The sequence below is a fragment of the Aeromonas sp. QDB39 genome (assembly GCF_027707585.1).
Classification (GTDB): domain Bacteria; phylum Pseudomonadota; class Gammaproteobacteria; order Enterobacterales; family Aeromonadaceae; genus Aeromonas; species Aeromonas hydrophila.
In genome coordinates this window covers 118,452-132,146 of the sequence record NZ_JAPCIV010000010.1, presented here as the reverse complement: position 1 = coordinate 132,146, position 13,695 = coordinate 118,452, and the positions used below count along the sequence as shown (strand labels likewise).

Below are 13,695 nucleotides of genomic sequence, written 5' to 3'. Positions count from 1 at the left end.
GCAGTCAGCGGGTTGATCATGATGTCGGAGAATTCCGGATCATCCGCCAGCGGCAGGATGATATCGGTCGCGTAGTATTCGCCGCGGGCGCCGGCCAGCTGGGAAAAGCCGCGCTGATCAACCAGTCGGCCGTAGTAACCATCAGCAAGCAGCGTGCGGGCGGTCTTGATCAGATCGTGCTTGGTGCGCTGCTGGCTCATCTTGCCGCCAGCATCCACACCGTGACGGGTCTGGTTGATTTTGAGCGCGAAGTCCGCAAAGGACAGGGACTCCAGGCGGCCATCCAGCTTCTGATCACCCATGCTCGGGCGACCGGAGAGCTGATGGAACAGCTGCATATCCACGGAGTCGCCGCGCTGCTTGGTCAGGTCGGTGATGCGAACTACCGGCGCACCTGCACTGGTCTGCTTGCCGCCGTTGACCTTGGCGCCCTTGGGGGCCTCTTCGGTCAGCATGTTCACCAGCGAGTGGGAACGGTTGGCCGCCGTAAACAGTGCGGCCTGCAAAATCTTGTTGGCTTGCGCCGAGGTGACTTGGGTCATGGTCCTCTCCTACATGAAAACAAAAACCCCGACACAGTGGTCGGGGTTGGCTTATTGAAATGGGGGGTGGGTTAGAACCCGGCCTGCTCCAGCAGCGCCTCCATTTGGGCGTCCGTCATGGCGCCCATCTCGCCGATAAGCTCGGTCTGAGACATGGCACCATAGCGCTCGACACCCGTTGCCGGTGCGTGATGGGTTTGGCCGAGTTCTGATGGGCTGGACGGGATGTGATCAGCGGGTTTCTCTGCCGCCTTGCCGGGGGCCTTGGCTGGAGGTGCTTCAACCTCATCACCAAAGGCCAGCTTGGTGCGGCGAGCCACTTCTGCGAATCGCTCCGCCAGCGGCTTGTTGCTCCACGCGGGATCGGCCTGCAACTTGTCATCGATAGTGAGGGCCATATCGAAGCGGTCTTGGTCGCCGTCACGCCATGCGGCCAGGTCAGGTACCGCCTGCAGTGCGGCCTGTACCGGGTTGGCGACTGGCTGAACCTGTTGCGGCGCTGCTTGCGGCTCCAGCTTGTCGAGCTTGCTGGCAACGGCCATCAGGGCCTTACCGATATCCGGATAGTCCTGCGCCAGCTGCTCAAGCTCTTCCTTGCTGATGTTGTCAGGGTCAACAGATGGGTCGATCCCGTTCTTCTCCAGCAGCACCTGCAACTTATCCCGCTCTGCCTGTGCCTGCTGCGCCTGAGCCAGCTGCTCACGCAGTTGCTTGGTCTCGTTGCGAGCCTGCTCCAGCACTTCATACGGGATGGTGTGTTGACCGTTCTTGGCCATAACGACCTTTTCAGGTGCGCTGGCCTGTTCCTCAACCTGATTGGCTGCGGCTTGTTCGTTACCGGCTGCCACCTCGCCCGCCGACGGCGCGGGTTCTACGTCCGTTTGCTTGGTGTCAGTGCCATTGTCCAGCTCGACATCGGGCGCTTGCTCAATCTCGGCCAGCATGGCTTCCAGTTCGTCCAGGCTTTCAGTCCCGGTCAGGTTATCGATGGTTTTGCTCATGGTCGTCCTCGTGGGTTTTCAGTGGGTGGTATCGCTGCCCAAGCGGGGGAAGGCTCTCGGTGAAAGCGCTCCCCGGCTGGGGCTGGGCATAAAAAAGCCCGCACAAGGCGGGCAAAGGCTGCTGCTGTCGTCTATCGCTAGGGATTCTCATCGTGCAGCCGCTGCTTCAGCAGGTAGCCCTCTAGCATCCACACCTTGTTGATGGCGTTATCGCGGGCGATCTTGCGGCCCAGCTCTGCGTCAAAGTTCTCCGGGCTGGCGCGGGCGCTTTCGCCGGTCACGGTGAAGCCGTTTTTCAGCGTGATCACGCAGAAAGTTAGCAGGCGATGCGATTGGTATGGAGGGGGCGGGGCAATATCTTTGGTTGTATCGACGTCAGCGTGGCGACAATGCAGGGTGCAAGCAGCCGCTGCACCAGCAACGCCATCTGCTGCCGTGAAGTAAAACTCGCTGGCGATCACCTCCTCGATGCGCTGCGGGGTAACACGCGGCGCTGTCAGCCCAATAGTCTGGATCTCGCGCTCCATTTCGGCATCTTCTTCACTGGCGCACACGGACGGCCACTCGATCATGAGGTATCCGCCCTCAAACACATCTTTCGGGCTGAATGACACATAGTCGTTCTCATACAGCACGATGTAGTCACCAACGCCTGGGGTGAATCTGGCAACCATGTCCGGGGTGACCATGTAGGGGATGGTGATGCCGTCATAGAGCGGGTTGGTGATGTCGATCATGAAGTTGCCATGCTCGTCGCAGGGATGAACCTCTGAGATTACCGCAGCATGAACCTTCTTGTGCGACTGGTACTCGGCCATCGCGTTACGGATGAGGATAATGCCGCCATCTTCGCTGAGGGCTGCTTCGAGTACACCTTTCAACTCAACACTGTCGGTCATGGCCTGCTCCAAATAAAAAACCCGGCACTATGGCCGGGTCTGGAAATGAAAAGGCCCAATCTCGAAAGACTGGGCCATGATGGAGAAATCCTAACGCTGGGCGATTAGGAAAGCAACTATCAGAGCGCGATCGCGTCTATCTGCAGCTGAATGGTGTCCAACAGCTGGGCCTGCAGGGCTGCCTGCTCGGTCTGCATCGCCTGCTGCTGGGCTGCCAGCTGCTCCATCTCCTGCAGGGTCTTGCCGGTCTGGGCCTGCTTGAGGGCGTCCTCGAAGCGGATTGAGTCGGTCAGCTTGGTGATGCGCTGGGCCTCTGCCTGCCACTTGGCGGCCTTGCCTTCCAGCTCTGCCAGCTTGGCCTGCATCTCCTGCATGGCCATCTGCTGCTGCATCTGGGCCAGCTGTGCCTGCTGCTCTGCGGCGGCGCGCTCCTCGTCTGTCATCTCATCCGGCGTTTTAGGAATGTTCAGGGCGTTGCGCACTCGCTCGGCAAACTCGTCCTTGCGCGGCACATCCATCATCTCAAGCACCAAATCGAAGCAGGCAGCGGCGGCCTCTGGTGGCAACTGGGACATGGCTTGCGTCATCCGCTCGGCCAGTTGCTGCTTGTAAGCTGCGGTCTGCTGGATGGGCGCCAGGGCAATATGGGCTCGCAGCCGTGTCACATCGTTGGTCAGTTTGCCCCCTTCCTGCTCCACGTTAATCACCACAGCCTTGCGGCGGCGCGGGTCGTCGCGGTTGACGGTCACCTTGTAGTTGCGCTTGCTGGCCATATCCTCAAGCAGATAGGCCAGCGCCAGTTGCCCAACCTGCTGGCAGCCCATCCGGTAGTTGTCGTTGATCTCAGAGAGGGTGGTCGCGCCCTGCTCAACCAGGTTGCTGATGGCCACGCCAGATTGTCCGGTCGAACCCTGCCCCAAGAAGGCGGCATAAACCCCCATGGTATCCTGAATGAGTTTCACCGAATCCTGCATCACTTGGAACTGCTGGGCTGCCACGTTGAAATCCTGCTCCACCTTGAATACGTCGCTCACGCTGACTTTATTCTTGCGGTCTGGGTTGAGCTCGATATAGCCATCCGGACGTTCTACCTGCTCCAACACCTGATCCCGACTCATGTTGGTGGCGTCCTTGTCCATGATGACGCGCTTGGCCTGCAGCAAGAAGGTGAGCTTGATGCGGCGCAGGTTCACCTCATCCTGTGCGGGCATGGCGCGGGCAATCAGGCCATAAGGCTCGCCGGTGCGGTCCTTGCGATACCCCCAGAACGGCACCAGAGGGTACATGTTGTGCGGCGCACTGCAGGGACGATCGACCAGGTGATGAGGGCCAACAAACCACGACTCACGGATCACAGCCACCGGGCAGCGCTCCAGCCTGGCGCGACCGCTGGCGATGGCAGCGAGGTGCAGTTGGTTGCTTTTGTCAAACTCCAACGCACGGCCAGAGTCGAGCATCAGCACCTGACGCATGGTGTAGGTGCGGTAGTAGACTACCTGCAGCAGGACGCGATCCCGCTCGCGGCTGCACCACTCGACCTCCTTGCCGCTGAATTGGCTCCATTCGTCATAGGCGCTGACAAGGTTGGGGTCCAGTCCCTCTATGGCGGTCAGGCTGACCATGCCTTCCCAATCGTTGACGCCCCACTCCAGCGCCTGAGCCTTGCTCGGGAACATGGTCTTGGCTTCATCCAAATCAACCCAGCGCCGCCGCATCAGCCAACGGCAGTCGCTGAGATCTGGCTCTCGGCTGTGCCAATCCCAATACACCTCGTCACGGTGGACGTTGCTGAACTTGTAGCGCGGGCCGAACGGATCGCCACGGCGGCACACCTCAACCCAGCCCAAGCCAGTTTTAATCTGGCCGCCGTATGCCTCGCCCCGGGCGCGATCCAGCCCGCCAAGGCGGCACATATCGGAATATTCGGCGTTGACGGCTTCGGCCAGCTGCTCGAGCTCGTCGTCGTGGTCGTCAGCGATAACCATCAGATCGGTGCGGCTCTTAGCCTCCATCCCAAGTACGCCGTCGATAGTCGGGGCAATCAGGTTGTGGATAGTGATGGGCTGACCCCGCTCTTTGAGCGCCTTGATCACCTCAGGCGGCAGCTGGTCGCCGTCGTAGTAGGCACAGGAGCGGTTGGCAAGGCTTCGCCAGTCTGGCTGGCCATTGATATCGCTCATCAGCGCGAGCAGCTTCTGCGTGTCGAGGCCGCCCTTTTCGGGGGCTTTGGGTTGTGAGTTGATCATCAGTTGGCCATCCAATGCTTGGGTTTACGGGTGGATTCGGGTTTGACGATGCGGGCAGGCATGCGGGCGCGCATCTCTTGGGCAATCATGTAGCTCATCAACTGGTCGTCATAACAGCCGGTCTGGGCGTTCATGCTGCCGGATTTGTCGTAGACGTAGGTGGTTGCTTCGGAAATAGTGCCTATCCAGCGGATACCGGCCTGCCCGGCGCGCAGCAGGGCCTTGAGACCATCCACCACGATCGGCTTGGATTGGCGGGTGGTCAGCCAGCCGAGGCGCTGGGTCTCATCATCCCGATCCCGGTCGATATACTCCTGGGTGTAGATGCGGCGGGTAGGATAGAGCTCACGCAGTTTGAGCAGTACGGCGTGGCCGTGGTTGTTACGCTCCGGGCCGATATAGGCGGGGCCATGCTCTGCGGTGCCGTAGAACTTGCCGACATGGGCCAACAGCTGGGCAAACATGCCGGGATCAAGATGGCCGAACCAGTGGGCCACCTGACGCCCGTCACTCTTGGCGATCACGTCAAAGCTGGAGCGGTCACCGTGCTCTAGACCTTCCGCCACGTCAGCACCGATGGCGTAATCCTCCTCAGGATCTGGCAGCTCCCACACCAGAAGCATATTTTCAAGGGAGCGCTGGCCCTGCTCGTCCAGCTTCTCAGGCTTGCGAAACTTCTCGCGCTTGCCGGTGACGGGGTCCATGTCGTAGACGATGAGAGGAGCCATGCAATCGCCCTCAGCCTCCATCGTTACGATGGGGTCAAATACCCTACGCCCAGAGGTCAGGAAGGCCTCCAGCGGCGTGCTGGGGAACTCCTGCTTCATCTCTGCGCCCTGGTTAGCCTCCTTGAGTACGTACCACTGGCGCTGCTCATCGCTGATGGTGCAATCCATCGCCTTCTCAACCGCGGCGAAGTATTCCGCCTGCGTCTTGCTCATCACCACGCCGGTCGCCGGAACATCTGCGCGATACTTGGGGTCCTGCCACCAGGCGAAGAAGTGGAACTTCCAATCCAGCTGAGTCAGTTCTCCGGTTGAGCGGGACAGCTCCAGAGACTTCATGCTCATGGCGTGGAAATCACCACCAACACCTTCCGCCGTACTCTCGATAAAGGCGATCGCCCCTGGGTGAATGGCGTTGAGAGTACCGGTTCGCACCTCCTTGGCCTTCTCCGGGTACTTGGCGCAGATCTTGCCGTGCTCTGACACATGCAGGCGCTGGACGGTACCGGAGCGGAAAGAGGTGGCCACCTGAATGCTGGAGCCGTGCCGGAACAGGATATGACCACCATTGGCCCCACCGCGTCGGGTCACCACCTTGAACTGGGCCTTGAGCCAGCCGGGCAGGTTATCGAAGGGCACTTCAATCTTGGTGCGGTATATCTCACCGGCCGCCGTAAGATCCTGAGCGATGATCCCGCACTTGAGGTTCTTGTTGAACAGCGCCTCGTCCAGCAGATAGATGTCGATAGCCGTGGAGAATCCGAGCTGACGCGCCTTGAGGATGATGTTCAGGTACCACATGGTCCGGAACAGCAGCTCCTGCGCCGGGCGCAGCCGGAAGCGCACCAGCTTGCCCTGCTCGTTCTCGATCATGTAGAGGTTGTTCATCCGCCACCACTTATCGCTGAGCTTTTCGCGGATAGCCGCAATCTGCTCCTGCTCAGTCATGGCGGAGATGTCGAGTTCGGCCACTGTCACGACATCAGCCCTCCGGTGCCCATGTCGTGCAACTCCGAAAGCATCTCACTCACTGGGGTGGTATCGCTGCCGCCATCCTTCTCCAGCCGATCGGCTTCGGCCGTCAGCTTGCGGGTGGCTGCCTTGATGCGCTTGGTGTCGGCCTCAATCTTGGGGCCGGTCACCTCATCTATGCGCAGGGTGCTCAAGGTGCGCTCGATAGACTCGATACGCTGAATGTTACGGTCGAGAGCCTGCTCCGCCCGCAAGATCTTGTCATAGAGCGCGATCCGGTCAGTCACCTCCTTTGCCTCAACCAAGTCTTGCTGTAGGGACTTCATGGTTTTGGTGACGGAGATAACGCGCGCCCGGGTGAATACCAGCTCATCCGTCAGCCGCAACTCCTCGGCATGGTCGAACAACTCCTCAGCGTCGAGGAACTGGGCGTAACCGCCGTGGGTCAGCGCAGGCTGGTCGCCTTGCTTCCACTTTGCGACAGGGCTCGGGTTGCCAGGGTTGCCGACTGACTCACGATTACCCATGCCAAAGCGGCCATCTGGCTGGCGTCCCGATTTTCTTTTCGGGTTTTGGCCTGAGTCGTCAGGGGTTTGTGTGGATGCCGAGGACTTTTCCCCTCTTCGCTCTCCCCCTTTGGCCTTGGCCTCATTCCCCTTGGCTTGCGCACTTTGCGCAGATTGCGCAGTTTTGCGCACTTCGGAATGCGCAGATTGCGCAGCTACGCGAGATTTGTCAGGTTGCGCAGGGGATTGCCCCCGAGATTTCAAATAGCGACGCGCCGAGTTGTAGTTCAGGCCGCGGCTGTCACACCAGTCTTTCGCACTGATGCCGGTCGCTTCATGCTCCTGCAGGAACTCTGCATTGAGCTGTGCCCAGTCGGTCTTGGCCATTTAGAGAGATAGCTCGCCTTCAACAAGGGTGTCGCCGGGTACGGGCTGATGGGTAGCCGGTACTACGACGGAGACGCCAGTATTCAGGGTGACCAGGGCCTGACTCCCGTCATACTCCCTCACGTGAGTAACAACCCCGGTCACGGTCACGCCATTAACCACCGCATCGCTCCAGTGCATCGAGATAGTCCAGTAGGTCGGCCGTTGATTCCCCAGAAAGACAAACCCCGCCGTTATTGGCGGGGCTCCATGTCAGCCTGGGAGTGGGTGGCGGGCAGTTTGCCGTTTGGCTTGGCGTCGTCTGGCAGCTGGCCAGAAGCAGCACCGAAGCGAGCAGCAAAGCGCCCTTGTGGGTCACTATGGTTTTGGTCATAGCTTTCCTGCACCTCCCTTGCCCGCTCCTGCTTAAGCCAACGGCCCAGAAGGGCCGTTAGAATGTCGAGCAGTTGGAGCAAGCTGTTCATGTTATTGCTTCCTGGCCTTGTCAGCCGGCAGGTTCAGGGCCAGCTTATCCAGCACCTTGATGAGACCGACAAGGAAGGCGTCTACCTTCCCGATAATCTCATCATCCCGGGTGGACGGGGTGACGGCCGCAATCTTGGCCAGACCCTGCACCACGAGGGACGCACCCCCTACCACGGCCATCAGGATGACGATCCAGTTGATGACCACCTCAACGATGTGCTCCATCGCACTCTCCTCTCTGCGGTTACCGGTTACCCGGCGATATCGGCAAGGCTGACGCCTACGCCTCTGACTTCGAGAACTCAGCGGCAGCCATCACCGGCAACTCACCACCAGGCATCGGCTCACCAGCAGGCCATCGGTATGCAGTTACCCGGTGGCGCTTGAATGACTTCACATTCACGGCATCTTCTTGATTGCCGCCCAGCACCAGCAGATTGCCAGCCTTGTCCTGCCCCACTACGAACCCAACGTGTCCGCCACCATCCCGGGAGAACACCACTACGCAGCCTGCCACCGGCTTTTCCAGCTTCTCCCCCCAGGAGGCATAGGAGCGCGCCCCCTCGAACCGGGTGGACTGAATACCGACCCGCTCTAGGCACGCTCCAACAAAGGCGGCACACCACGGGGTTTCATCATCACGGATACCACCCCGCTTGATGGCCTTCCACATCGCCACGATCTCGGGGTTGTGTTGGGGCCCCTTAATCTCCGTCAACCCGATATGCCTACGGGCTTCATCTACCCAGCGCATTTTCACCATCACTCCCTCCCTCCCATCCAGCCGGTTGCCCGGCGTTCGTACAGCGCCAGTGCTTTCGACCCCATCAAGCCAGCCAGGCCAGCCATGAAGCCGCACAACGGGAGCGGGGCTGCGATGTACCAGCTCAGCAGCATGGTCAGCATCCCGGCGAACCCTGACACCACCACCTGCAGCAGCGCCTCGGCCCATCGGAACTGCCTTCCCTCGCGTTTCACCGTCTGTATGTAGGTCACAAGCCCTCCCCATACGCTCAGCCCGCCGAATGCCAGATAGGCGAGCACGCTGTAGTTCTGTGGATCCTTGTCAGGCGTCATCGCCCCTCCAGAAACGACAAAGCCCGCACGAGGCGGGCCAGAAATGAAAAAGGCCAGGGTCACGGGGACTCTGGCCATCTTTGAGCAATACTAACGCCGGGGAGGGGTGGATTCAATCACTGCGTCTATTCATGGGGTTGCGCCTGCTCGGCGGCGAACGCTCCGCACCTAAGCCGCCCGCATCTCCCTCACCTGTCGGTCCATGATCTTTGACAGGTCTGACGCCTGGTGGATCACCTCATCAACAGCACGCTCTACGGCCTGCCTCATCTCCTGCCCGAACCGGCGCGACACCAACTCTACGTGTGGCACGACCCGGCCGGTGCCGTGGCACTTCGGGCAGCCGTCACCCTTGCGCGGGCGGATCCCGGTGCCATTGCAGTGCGGGCAGCGCCCTGACTGCATCATCTCGGCGACACAGTGGTCATTGGCTAGGGACAGGATCTCGTTCCGCTCAGCCAGAAGGCGCTGGTACTCGTGATCATTGCCGGACCGGTGGGCGCGCTTGGCCTTCTCCATCACCACGGCGGCCCGGCGGCGCTCCTTGTCATAGTGAGGGTGGCAAAGTACCAGGTGATCCAGCTGCTCAGGCAGCGGGCGGCGCAGCAGGATTGCCATGGCCATACCACCGGCCTCGTCACTGTCCAGCGTGGCGCTGAAGTGCGTCAGCAGCGACGCAAGGGCTTGTTCATCCCCCAGGTGGTCTGCCATCAGGAACTGGAGCCCCTGGGGGTTGTTCTTTGCAGCAACCTGCAGGGCGCCGATAAACTCGTCCCGGCCCAGAGCATTGAACTGCCTGCCGGCGGCGGGCTCATGGAGCGCCCCCTTCGGCGAGAATAGGCGCAGAGCCATTTCGATAGCATGGGTCATGGATTGGTCCTCTGGTCTGGGTCCTGATTGAAGGCGGCGAGCAGCCAGGCGCGCAACTGGCCGGATTTGATGTGTTCCGGGGTGACTTCCAGCACGGTCCACCCGAGCAAGGTGGCCTCGTTCATCTTGGCCCGGTCCTCTACGAACCCCCTCCCCCTGGTATGCCTGCCGCCTGAGTGGATCCCGCCGTGGACCTCAAGGGCGATCATGCGGGTGGGCCAGGCGTAGTCGAAGCGCCATTTGCGCTTGGGGTGAAACAACAGCTCGGTGGCGGGGTCAGGTAGGCCGACCAGCTGGGTCAGCACCTTGTCGTGCAGGGACATGACCTGCTGGGCCTTGCGCACCTGGTTGGCTGCGGTCCTGACCTTCGGGCTGCTACCCAGTAACCGGGCCGCATCGAGGGCGGTGAGGTGGATCATGCTGCCCTCCCGATGGTGTTCTTGCGCAGTTCGGTGACTTCTCTGGCCACCTGCTCCAGCAGGGTCTCCTCGCTGCCGTGCTCTTGTTGCCAGGAACGCGGGGCGGCGTGGAACCCTGTGGGATAGCAGGCGCGGTGGTGCCGGGGGCAAAGCGGTAGCACCCGGGTGTGCTCGGCGCGCTGGGCCATGCCAGACCCAGAGCGCACGTGATGGATTTCCGCTGGCGTGGCGCCATGCCCGGCATTGCGGCAGGCAATGCAACCCAGGGAGGCAACGTCGGAGAGGTGCTGCTGGTCAACCTTGGTCTTGCTCATGCTGCCGCCCTCCCGTATGCCGCCACCCAGTCAAAGCCGCGGCGGGATTCATCCCCGAACTTCACGCCCTGCTGGGCGCCGAAGGATTGGGCCAGCTCAATGAGATCGCGCATCTCGCGCACGGTCATCTTGGAAGTGGACTTACCCAGCACCACGAAGCCATTGCCGTCGATGTTCGGCACCACGTCCTGCTGGTACAGAGCTGCGGAGAGGACATGCTTCCAGTCCTCCTTGGCGAGCTTGCGGCCGTGCCAGTTCACCTGCTCGGCGATGTCGGTCATGACGGCCCAGAACAGAGCGTTCTGGGCAAGACTCCGGGTCAGCTCCTTGATTTCGATAACCAGCGGCTTGTCCTGGTCAACCGGCAGGCTGGCGACCAGTTGGCTGGCCCGGGTGCGGATGTCGGGGCTGCGGAGGAAATACTTGGGGTAACTCATGCTCACCCCCGTTTGGCTTTGTTGCGGCGCTTGGCGGCGGCACGCTGACGCTGTGCAGCCCGGTCATTGCGCGGGTTGGGGATGCAGAATGAACTGGATGGCGTGAAGCGGATCGGGTCAATCCAAGCCGGAGCGCTGGCCGCCATAACGGCGGCGATTGTCATGGCGAAGCTCATGCTGCCACCGCCTTAGCCGCAACGGCCTCAGTGGTGGGGGACGGCTCGATGCGGTAGTGCCACACCTGCTTGCCGTCGATGACCTGATTGCTGGAATGTTTCACCCAGCCGTGGCAGCAGACTTCGCGCAGGCGGGCGCTGATGGCGGCCTGGGTGTCGGCGTGGCCGTAGCGGCTCCAGCACTCGCGCTCGATGTCGCGCAGGGTACGGGCTTTTCCGTCGCTCATGATCGCAATCACGCGGCCAAGTTGGGTCGCGATGGAGAGATCTCGGGTATGCGGTTTGGTCATGGTCTGGGTCCTTTGGTCAAACGGCCGGGTGGTATAGGTCCGGCACTGGCAATGGTACGGTGCGCTACACCCCGTGTCACTGGTTGGCAAGGCCCTCCCCTTCGAAGTTATCCACAGCCCCAAATGCATCACCACGCCGCGACACCAGCACTGGCGCACCTCTCAACCGTTCGACCTCCTCCGCCACTCGCTCAGGCGTCGTGTTCTGAGCCAGCCAATGCCCTGCGCCACGCAGCTGGTCGGTGTGCCCCAGCGCATCGATCTCGTCGGCGACCTCGAGCTGCACCCGTTCCCCACACCAGCCCCGCACGGCCGGATACACCGCCACCCGGCAGAATTTCGCGCCCTTGACCGCGGCGATCACATCCGGATTGAACAAATCAGCCATCCCATCCCCCTTTCGCAGGCTTGGCCTTGCTGCGTTCCACTTCTGCAGCGTGTGCCATGCGCGCAACCTCTTGCTGGTCGATATTTGAGATCACCCCATCATGGAACTGGCAGTAAGCGGTTCCCGTCTTACCGCCTCGGTTGAGCCTGACCAGCAACTCCATGACTCCTGCCATCGGGGAAGCCTCGTTATAGACCTCATCGCGATAACAGCCGATCCACACATCGCAATCCTGCTCGATCTGGCCGGTGTCACGGCTGTCGCTGGGAACCGGGCGTTTGTCTGCACGCTGCTCCAGCCCTCGATTGAGCTGAGTCAGCAGGATCACCGGGCAACCCATCTCCTTGGCTAGCATCTTGAGCGCCTTGGTTATCGCGCCGTAAGCCAGATCGTTACGCTCAGCCTTGTCGGCAGTCATCAGCGTCAGGTAGTCAACAGCGATCAGCCCGAGCTGACCGAACTGTCGCTTCAGCCGGCGACTCTCACGGACCACCTGGTGCACAGTCAGCCCAGGCAGATCTGCGATATGGAGTTTGGAGTTACCAAGCTCTGCGGCAACAGCGTAGGCCTTGTCCATCTTGCACTGGTCAGACATTGATTTCAGATGCTTGCCGGAGACACCGGACGCTTGCGATACCATGACCTCGAACAGCTCACCCCGTGTCATCTCCAGCGAAAAACCAACCACAGGGAGCTTCTTGACCAGCGACGTGTGGTTACACAGACTCGCCATCAGCGTGGTCTTGCCCATCTTCGGTCGAGCGCCGATACACACCAGCGCCGTAGGGCTGATCCCACCTGGGTAGAGCAACTCATCCAAGGACGCGATCCCCGTGGCATAACCGGTCATCTCCCCTGGGCGGCGGCTTGCCCGGCGATCCAGCTCATCACACCAGTCCCGCACGATTTCGCTGGCGTGTACCGCAATCCCGGTCACACCCCCAGAGCGCTTGGCATCGACCTCAGACAACAGCGACCCCATCGCAGCGAACCGCTCATCGGTGTTGCTGAATCCAGGCTCCATCATCGCCGCGATACAGTCATGCAGCTTGGCAACAGCGAAGCGCCGCTCTGCAGCGCTACGCACCATCCCCCCATAGGTCACGATGTTCGCCGCGCTTGGGGTGTTCTTGGCGATCTCGACTAGGTAGGCAAACCCGCCGGCAACATCGAGCTCGCCGTCCTGCTCGATACGGTGCTGCACTGTCATGATGTCAACCGGCTGCTTGGCGGCGATCAGTTGGGAGATCGCCCCGAAAATGATCTGGTGCGGGCGACTGTAAAAATCGCGTTCAGACAGGCCCAAGTCGTGGAACGAGTCAGCCCGCAGCATCAGCCCGCCCAGCACAGACTGCTCTGCCTCGAAGTTGTGAGGGGGCACAAACCCCATTGCATCACTCGTCATTGAACCGCCCCTCCCGCACGCCCAGATAACACCTCTCGGTCACCAAAAAATCCAAGTTCTTCGGCTTCCAGGCCGACTCGCCATCGCGGCGCGGGCGGCTCTCGCACATCCAGCGGCAGTTCTTGGCGATGAAATCCAAGTAGGCGCGCCAGCGGGTCTCGTCGAACTTGAACTTGGTCCAGAAGTTCCTGATTTTGGTTTTGCGAGAATCGGTCAGCTCACGGATGGCTGGCATCTCCGGCAGGATGTCGTGATAGGCATCCAGGATCGCCTGGTATGGTGTATTTTTCACTGGTCGCTTTTCGGGGGTTGCTGCTGGGGGTTCAGCGCTAGCTGATGCCCCATCAGTAGTTGTCTTTACTGTCTTTGGTATATTGTCTTTTGTGTGTCCGATTACCTCTGACACATGTGTCATGGTTTCTCTGACACTTTCTGTCATGGTTTCTCTGACAATGTCAGACTTCCTATGACACTCTGAAATGTCCCATTCGCTCAGGTTCTTGTTGGGTCCAATCTTGCTACCTTCCCACACTAGAACCTTCATGCGAATCAGCGTGTTCTTAGCCAGGCTAACAG

19 protein-coding genes are annotated in these 13,695 nt (G+C 60.7%); all 19 read right to left on the bottom strand.

From position 1 onward, the window contains the following. Window positions 1-542, bottom strand: a 542-nt coding sequence (locus PG899_RS08020; protein ID WP_270697329.1) for a phage capsid family protein, incomplete at its 3' end; no start/stop codon positions are given. Window positions 543-613: 71 nt separating this feature from the next. Further along, the gene (locus PG899_RS08015) at window positions 614-1,543 is read right to left on the bottom strand and encodes a hypothetical protein (protein ID WP_270697328.1); all 930 of its coding nucleotides are present in this window, start codon (window positions 1,541-1,543) and stop codon (window positions 614-616) included. Window positions 1,544-1,680: 137 nt separating this feature from the next. Further along, window positions 1,681-2,442 carry a Gp49 family protein gene (locus PG899_RS08010; protein WP_270697327.1) on the bottom strand — a complete coding sequence of 254 codons (762 nt, stop codon included), beginning with the start codon at window positions 2,440-2,442 and terminating at the stop codon, window positions 1,681-1,683. Between the two features lie 119 nt (window positions 2,443-2,561). Next, complete coding sequence (locus PG899_RS08005) at window positions 2,562-4,688, bottom strand: portal protein (RefSeq protein ID WP_270697326.1); 2,127 nt, start codon at window positions 4,686-4,688, stop codon at window positions 2,562-2,564. Further along, window positions 4,688-6,391 (bottom strand): terminase, encoded by a 1,704-nt coding sequence (locus tag PG899_RS08000; protein WP_270697325.1) that lies wholly within the window; start codon window positions 6,389-6,391, stop codon window positions 4,688-4,690. Before PG899_RS08000 ends, PG899_RS08005 begins: the two co-directional genes overlap by 1 nt. Continuing rightward, window positions 6,388-7,278: a terminase gene (locus tag PG899_RS07995; RefSeq protein WP_270697324.1), complete on the bottom strand. Its 891-nt coding sequence runs from the start codon at window positions 7,276-7,278 to the stop codon at window positions 6,388-6,390. Before PG899_RS07995 ends, PG899_RS08000 begins: the two co-directional genes overlap by 4 nt. A gap of 233 nt (window positions 7,279-7,511) precedes the next feature. After that, window positions 7,512-7,742 carry a hypothetical protein gene (locus tag PG899_RS07990; RefSeq protein ID WP_064339887.1) on the bottom strand — a complete coding sequence of 77 codons (231 nt, stop codon included), beginning with the start codon at window positions 7,740-7,742 and terminating at the stop codon, window positions 7,512-7,514. 1 nt (window position 7,743) lies between these two features. Further along, window positions 7,744-7,968 (bottom strand): hypothetical protein, encoded by a 225-nt coding sequence (locus PG899_RS07985; RefSeq protein ID WP_069556117.1) that lies wholly within the window; start codon window positions 7,966-7,968, stop codon window positions 7,744-7,746. 55 nt (window positions 7,969-8,023) lie between these two features. Beyond that, entirely contained in the window at window positions 8,024-8,506 is a 483-nt protein-coding gene (locus PG899_RS07980; protein WP_270697323.1) for a TIGR02594 family protein, read from the bottom strand. Continuing rightward, a complete protein-coding gene (locus tag PG899_RS07975; RefSeq protein WP_270697322.1) occupies window positions 8,506-8,820 on the bottom strand; it encodes a phage holin family protein in 315 nt (104 codons plus the stop codon). Before PG899_RS07975 ends, PG899_RS07980 begins: the two co-directional genes overlap by 1 nt. Before the next feature lie 168 nt (window positions 8,821-8,988). Further along, window positions 8,989-9,690, bottom strand: a complete 702-nt coding sequence (locus tag PG899_RS07970) for a TIGR02642 family protein (RefSeq protein WP_270697321.1) — start codon at window positions 9,688-9,690, stop codon at window positions 8,989-8,991. Continuing rightward, window positions 9,687-10,109 (bottom strand): hypothetical protein, encoded by a 423-nt coding sequence (locus PG899_RS07965; RefSeq protein WP_270697320.1) that lies wholly within the window; start codon window positions 10,107-10,109, stop codon window positions 9,687-9,689. Before PG899_RS07965 ends, PG899_RS07970 begins: the two co-directional genes overlap by 4 nt. Then, window positions 10,106-10,423, bottom strand: a complete 318-nt coding sequence (locus tag PG899_RS07960; protein ID WP_270697319.1) for a Ref family recombination enhancement nuclease — start codon at window positions 10,421-10,423, stop codon at window positions 10,106-10,108. The genes PG899_RS07965 and PG899_RS07960 overlap by 4 nt, the downstream gene beginning before the upstream one ends. Next, entirely contained in the window at window positions 10,420-10,860 is a 441-nt protein-coding gene (locus PG899_RS07955) for a recombination protein NinB (protein ID WP_270697318.1), read from the bottom strand. The genes PG899_RS07960 and PG899_RS07955 overlap by 4 nt, the downstream gene beginning before the upstream one ends. A 2-nt stretch (window positions 10,861-10,862) precedes the next feature. Further along, a complete protein-coding gene (locus PG899_RS07950) occupies window positions 10,863-11,036 on the bottom strand; it encodes a hypothetical protein (RefSeq protein ID WP_216987070.1) in 174 nt (57 codons plus the stop codon). Beyond that, complete coding sequence (locus PG899_RS07945; RefSeq protein ID WP_201955750.1) at window positions 11,033-11,326, bottom strand: hypothetical protein; 294 nt, start codon at window positions 11,324-11,326, stop codon at window positions 11,033-11,035. Before PG899_RS07945 ends, PG899_RS07950 begins: the two co-directional genes overlap by 4 nt. A 76-nt stretch (window positions 11,327-11,402) precedes the next feature. Further along, window positions 11,403-11,714, bottom strand: a complete 312-nt coding sequence (locus PG899_RS07940) for a hypothetical protein (RefSeq protein ID WP_223945635.1) — start codon at window positions 11,712-11,714, stop codon at window positions 11,403-11,405. Continuing rightward, window positions 11,707-13,119: a replicative DNA helicase gene (locus tag PG899_RS07935; RefSeq protein WP_223945634.1), complete on the bottom strand. Its 1,413-nt coding sequence runs from the start codon at window positions 13,117-13,119 to the stop codon at window positions 11,707-11,709. Before PG899_RS07935 ends, PG899_RS07940 begins: the two co-directional genes overlap by 8 nt. Further along, window positions 13,109-13,695 (bottom strand): hypothetical protein (locus PG899_RS07930; protein WP_442866360.1); only part of this gene is annotated, 587 nt, incomplete at its 5' end. The genes PG899_RS07935 and PG899_RS07930, both read right to left, overlap by 11 nt.

Bases quoted from the DNA above. Each gene is read 5' to 3' on its own strand.
- PG899_RS08015 (WP_270697328.1), bottom strand. From the start codon at position 1,543: ATGAGCAAAACCATCGATAACCTGACCGGGACTGAAAGCCTGGACGAA.
- PG899_RS08010 (WP_270697327.1), bottom strand. From the start codon at position 2,442: ATGACCGACAGTGTTGAGTTGAAAGGTGTACTCGAAGCAGCCCTCAGC.
- PG899_RS08005 (WP_270697326.1), bottom strand. From the start codon at position 4,688: ATGATCAACTCACAACCCAAAGCCCCCGAAAAGGGCGGCCTCGACACG.
- PG899_RS07995 (WP_270697324.1), bottom strand. From the start codon at position 7,278: ATGGCCAAGACCGACTGGGCACAGCTCAATGCAGAGTTCCTGCAGGAG.
- PG899_RS07990 (WP_064339887.1), bottom strand. From the start codon at position 7,742: ATGAACAGCTTGCTCCAACTGCTCGACATTCTAACGGCCCTTCTGGGC.
- PG899_RS07985 (WP_069556117.1), bottom strand. From the start codon at position 7,968: ATGGAGCACATCGTTGAGGTGGTCATCAACTGGATCGTCATCCTGATG.
- PG899_RS07980 (WP_270697323.1), bottom strand. From the start codon at position 8,506: ATGGTGAAAATGCGCTGGGTAGATGAAGCCCGTAGGCATATCGGGTTG.
- PG899_RS07975 (WP_270697322.1), bottom strand. From the start codon at position 8,820: ATGACGCCTGACAAGGATCCACAGAACTACAGCGTGCTCGCCTATCTG.
- PG899_RS07970 (WP_270697321.1), bottom strand. From the start codon at position 9,690: ATGACCCATGCTATCGAAATGGCTCTGCGCCTATTCTCGCCGAAGGGG.
- PG899_RS07965 (WP_270697320.1), bottom strand. From the start codon at position 10,109: ATGATCCACCTCACCGCCCTCGATGCGGCCCGGTTACTGGGTAGCAGC.
- PG899_RS07960 (WP_270697319.1), bottom strand. From the start codon at position 10,423: ATGAGCAAGACCAAGGTTGACCAGCAGCACCTCTCCGACGTTGCCTCC.
- PG899_RS07955 (WP_270697318.1), bottom strand. From the start codon at position 10,860: ATGAGTTACCCCAAGTATTTCCTCCGCAGCCCCGACATCCGCACCCGG.
- PG899_RS07950 (WP_216987070.1), bottom strand. From the start codon at position 11,036: ATGAGCTTCGCCATGACAATCGCCGCCGTTATGGCGGCCAGCGCTCCG.
- PG899_RS07945 (WP_201955750.1), bottom strand. From the start codon at position 11,326: ATGACCAAACCGCATACCCGAGATCTCTCCATCGCGACCCAACTTGGC.
- PG899_RS07940 (WP_223945635.1), bottom strand. From the start codon at position 11,714: ATGGCTGATTTGTTCAATCCGGATGTGATCGCCGCGGTCAAGGGCGCG.
- PG899_RS07935 (WP_223945634.1), bottom strand. From the start codon at position 13,119: ATGACGAGTGATGCAATGGGGTTTGTGCCCCCTCACAACTTCGAGGCA.